This is a genomic window from Cellulomonas sp. P4_B5_2 (assembly GCF_056402235.1).
This window is the reverse complement of the sequence record NZ_JBFUHU010000331.1, coordinates 1-4114: the sequence shown is the minus strand read 5'-3', so window position 1 is coordinate 4114 and position 4114 is coordinate 1. Positions and strand designations below refer to the sequence as shown.

Genomic DNA, 4114 nt, shown 5'->3' with positions numbered 1-4114 from the left:
GTCCCGGACGAGCTGGCCGACACGCTCATCGCCGTGAACCTCTACGCGGCGGTGGCCCGCGGAGACGCCGACGCCGCCGAGCGCGGGCACGCCCTCGAGCCCAGCTGGTCCCGGGACGGGCTGATCGCCCTGGTGGCCGGCGGCTGCACGATCGACGCGCACACCTGGCGCGGGGAGCTCGACGACGCGATCGCGCTGGCGCTGCGCCTGCTCGAGCACCTGTGGCGCGCGTGGTCGGACTACTTCCTGGGCGGCATCTGGCTCGTCGCGCTCGCCCTGAGCGCGCTGRCCGACGCGGCCGCGCAGGAGCGGCTGCTCGGTCGGGACGTCTCCGAGCGGCTGGCTCTCGGCGACCGCCTGCTGGAGCGCGCCCGGACGACGGCGGAACGCGGGCGGCCGCGCGGCGGGCGCCTCGGCCCCGAGGGACGGGCCTGGCTCGCCCGCGCGCACGCCGAGCACTCGCGGCTGGCAGGCACCAACGACGTGGACCTGTGGCGCGCGACCGTCACGGAGTTCGACTACGGCTACCGCTACGAGGTGGCGCGCAGCCGGTTCCGGTTGGCGGAGGCGCTGCTGGAGAACGGCGACCGGGAGGCCGCGCGCGACGAGGCCGGGATCGCGCTGGCCGAGGCGGACGCGATGGGAGCGGTGCCGCTGGCGACCGCCGTCCGGGGGCTCGCACGGCGTGGCCGGCTCGACCTGCCGGGGGTCCGGGTAGGCGGCGTCGACGTGCTCACCGCGCGCGAGGCCGAGGTGCTCGCGCTCGTCGCGCAGGGGCTGTCCAACCGCCAGATCGGCGAGAAGCTCTTCATCTCCGGCAAGACGGTCTCGGTGCACATCTCCAACCTGCTGGCCAAGCTGGGGGTCTCGGGCCGCGCGGAGGCCGTGTCGGTGGCCCACCAGCGGGGGCTGATCGGTGCGGGCTGACCTGGGCGCGGACCGACCCCAGCCCCTAGGTTGAGGGTCATGTCTCCGTCGAAGACGCCTGCGGTCGAGCTCGAGGTGCGCGGCCGGACGGTCCGGGTCAGCAGCCCGGACAAGCTCTACTTCCCGGAGCGCGGCATCACCAAGCTCGACGTCGTCCAGTACTTCGTCTCGGTCGGCGACGGGATCCTGGGAGCACTGCTGGACCGGCCGACGACGCTGGAACGCTGGCCCAAGGGCGTGTTCGAGGGCGCCAAGCTGGCCACCCGGATGGACTCGACCGGCGACGCGTTCTACCAGAAGCGCGTCCCGCAGGGCGCCCCGGAGTACGTGAAGACGGCCCGCATCGCGTTCCCGAGCGGCCGGACCGCCGACGAGGTGGCGCCCAGCGAGCTGGCCGTCGTCGCGTGGGCCGCCAACCTGGGCACCCTGACGTTCCACCCGTGGCCGGTGCTCGGCGACGACGTCGACTCCCCCGACCAGATCCGGATCGACCTCGACCCGCAGCCGGGCACCGACTTCTCCGACGCCGCACGCGTCGCACCCCACGTGCGGGAGCTGCTCGCCGAGCACGGCCTGGAGGGCACGCCCAAGACGTCGGGCGGCCGGGGCATCCACATCTTCGTGCCGATCGAGCCGCGCTGGTCGTTCGTCGACGCGCGCCGGGCCACCATCGCGTTCGGCCGCGAGCTCGAGAGGCGGATGCCCGCGGAGGTCACGATGAAGTGGTGGAAGGAGGAGCGCGGCGCCAAGATCTTCGTCGACTACAACCAGATGGCGCGCGACCGCACCATCGCGTCGGCGTACTCGATCCGCACCAACCCGCGCGCCACGGTCTCCGCCCCGCTGCGCTGGGACGAGGTCGCGGACGCGCACCCGAACGACTTCGACGTGACGACGATGCCGGCCCGGTTCGCCGAGGTCGGGGACCTGTTCGCCCCGCTGGTCGCCCACGCGGCGCCGCGGTACTCCATCGAGTCGCTGCTGGAGCTGGCCGATCGCCAGGAGGTCGAGCACGGCGAGGGCGACCTGCCGTACCCGCCGGAGTACCCGAAGATGCCGGGCGAGCCCAAGCGCGTGCAGCCCAGCAAGGACCGTGACCGCCCCCGCTGAGCGCACGGACGGCATCGTCTATGCGTCCGCGCGCGGCCGGTGGGTACTGTTCGCGACCGTCCTCGGCTCCGCGATCGCGTTCATCGACGCCACCGTGGTCACGATCGCCCTGCCGACCATCGCCGAGGACCTGGACGCCACGACCGCCGACCTGCAGTGGACGGTCAACGCGTACGCCCTGACGCTCGCGGCGTTCCTGCTGCTGGGCGGCTCGCTCGGCGACCGGTTCGGGCGCCGGAAGGTGTTCCTCGTCGGCGTCGTCTGGTTCGCGGTCGCGTCCCTGCTGTGCGCGGTGGCGCCCACCATCGGGGCGCTCAACGCCGCGCGCGCACTGCAGGGGGTCGGCGGTGCGCTGCTCACCCCGGGTTCCCTCGCCATCCTGCAGTCGACGTTCAGCGGTCCCGACCGCGGGCGCGCGATCGGCGCCTGGTCCGGGCTCGGTGGGATCGCGGGTGCGGTCGCGCCGTTCCTCGGCGGCTGGATCGTGCAGGTCACCACCTGGAGGTGGATCTTCGGCATCAACCTGCCGCTGGCCGCGGTCGTCGTCGCGGTGACGATGCGGCACGTGCCGGAGAGCGCGGACGCGAGCGCGGTGAAGAAGCTCGACGTCGCGGGCACCGTGCTCGGCGCCCTCGGGCTGGCCGGTCTGACGTACGGGTTCACGGCGTGGACCGAGAGCGGGACCCCGGATGCCCTCGTCGTCGGCGCGCTGGCGTTCGGGGTCGTCGCGATGGTGGCGTTCCTGGTCGTCGAGTCCCGCGCGAGCGCGCCGCTGCTGCCGCCGGCCCTGTTCCGGTGGCGGCCGTTCGCGGGCACCAACGCCGCCACGCTGCTCATCTACGCCGCGATCTCGGGGCTGTTCTTCTTCCTCGTCGTGACCCTGCAGGTGGTGGCCGGCTACTCGCCGCTGGCGGCCGGTCTGGCCCCCCTGCCGGTCACCGTCCTGATGCTCCTGCTGTCCCCGCGGGCCGGTGCGCTGAGCACGATCATGGGCCCGAAGATCCCCATGACGGTCGGTCCGCTGGTGTGCGCGGTCGGCGCGGTGATGCTCTCCGGCATCGGCCCTGACGAGCCGTACCTGACGCACGTCCTGCCCGGCATCCTCGTGTTCGGGCTCGGCCTGTCGGCGACGGTCGCGCCCCTGACGACGACCGCCCTGGCGGCGGCCCCCGACCACCTGGCGGGCGTGGCCAGCGGCGTCAACAACGCGGTCGCCCGGGTGGCCGGCCTGCTGGCGATCGCCGTCCTGCCGCTCGCCGCCGGCGTCGGCTCGTCGCTCACCGACCCGACCACCCTGGAGCCGGCCCACCGGGTCGCGATGCTCGTCTGCGCCGGCCTGCTGGCCGGCGGCGGGGTGATCTCGCTGCTGACGGTCCCGTCGAGCGCCGACGCGGTGCGACCGGTCGAGGTGGTCTGAGCTCAGCCGCGGTACTCGAAGTGCCAGTACTCCGGGTTCGAGCCGTTGCGCCCGGCCCAGGACGGGGACACCCACCCGTACGACGGCCCGTTGCTGACCAGCCAGCTGCGCTGCGGGGTGTCCCAGCCGTACTCGCAGGGGAGCTCGGGCACGTCCAGCGCGAGGCCGGTGCCGTGCGTCGAGGTCCCCGGGGTCGCGGCTACCGAGCCGAGCGCCGCGCGCATGGCCACCTGCGTGTCGTAGTCGCGGTAGGTGAGGTCGAGGTCGAGGTTGTGCCCGAACGCCGCCCGGAAGGCCGTGTTCAGCCGCTCGAGCGCGGCCGCGGCGGAGGTCTTCAGGTAGTACGGCGTGCCGTGCGGGTCGACGTCCCAGCTGATCGCGGCGAGCGCCTCGGGGGGCAGCTTGCCGTTGGACCCGTCACCGCCCGCGGTCGCGGGCGACGTGTAGAACGGCGGGCCGGAGTAGGTGGTCCCGCACGAGGGTGCCGACGTGGCCGGCGTGCCGGGGGTCGCCCTCGGGACGGTCGGACGTGCTGCCGCGGCAGCCGCCGCCTCAGCGGCCGCCTGCTCCTGCACCCAGGCGTCGTGCGCCGCGACGACCACGGCGTCGGAGGCGGAGACCCGCGCGGCGAGCGCGCGCAGGGACGTCGCGCTCTCGCTC

General features: G+C 74.1%; 4 protein-coding genes. 3 read left to right on the top strand and 1 reads right to left on the bottom strand.

Features of this window, described 5'->3' with window-relative positions:
* The 3 genes from AC1DUQ_RS18735 to AC1DUQ_RS18725 all read left to right on the top strand — a co-directional run.
* Positions 1–927, top strand: a 927-nt coding sequence (locus AC1DUQ_RS18735; protein ID WP_477074327.1) for a helix-turn-helix transcriptional regulator, incomplete at its 5' end; no start/stop codon positions are given.
* A 39-nt stretch (positions 928–966) separates the two neighbouring features.
* The gene (gene ligD, locus AC1DUQ_RS18730; protein ID WP_477059894.1) at positions 967–2037 is read left to right on the top strand and encodes a non-homologous end-joining DNA ligase; all 1071 of its coding nucleotides are present in this window, start codon (positions 967–969) and stop codon (positions 2035–2037) included.
* Positions 2021–3454 carry a DHA2 family efflux MFS transporter permease subunit gene (locus tag AC1DUQ_RS18725; RefSeq protein ID WP_477059893.1) on the top strand — a complete coding sequence of 478 codons (1434 nt, stop codon included), beginning with the start codon at positions 2021–2023 and terminating at the stop codon, positions 3452–3454. Before ligD ends, AC1DUQ_RS18725 begins: the two co-directional genes overlap by 17 nt.
* 2 nt (positions 3455–3456) lie before the next feature.
* Here AC1DUQ_RS18725 and AC1DUQ_RS18720 read toward each other — a convergent pair.
* Positions 3457–4114 (bottom strand): M15 family metallopeptidase (locus tag AC1DUQ_RS18720; RefSeq protein WP_477074326.1); only part of this gene is annotated, 658 nt, incomplete at its 5' end.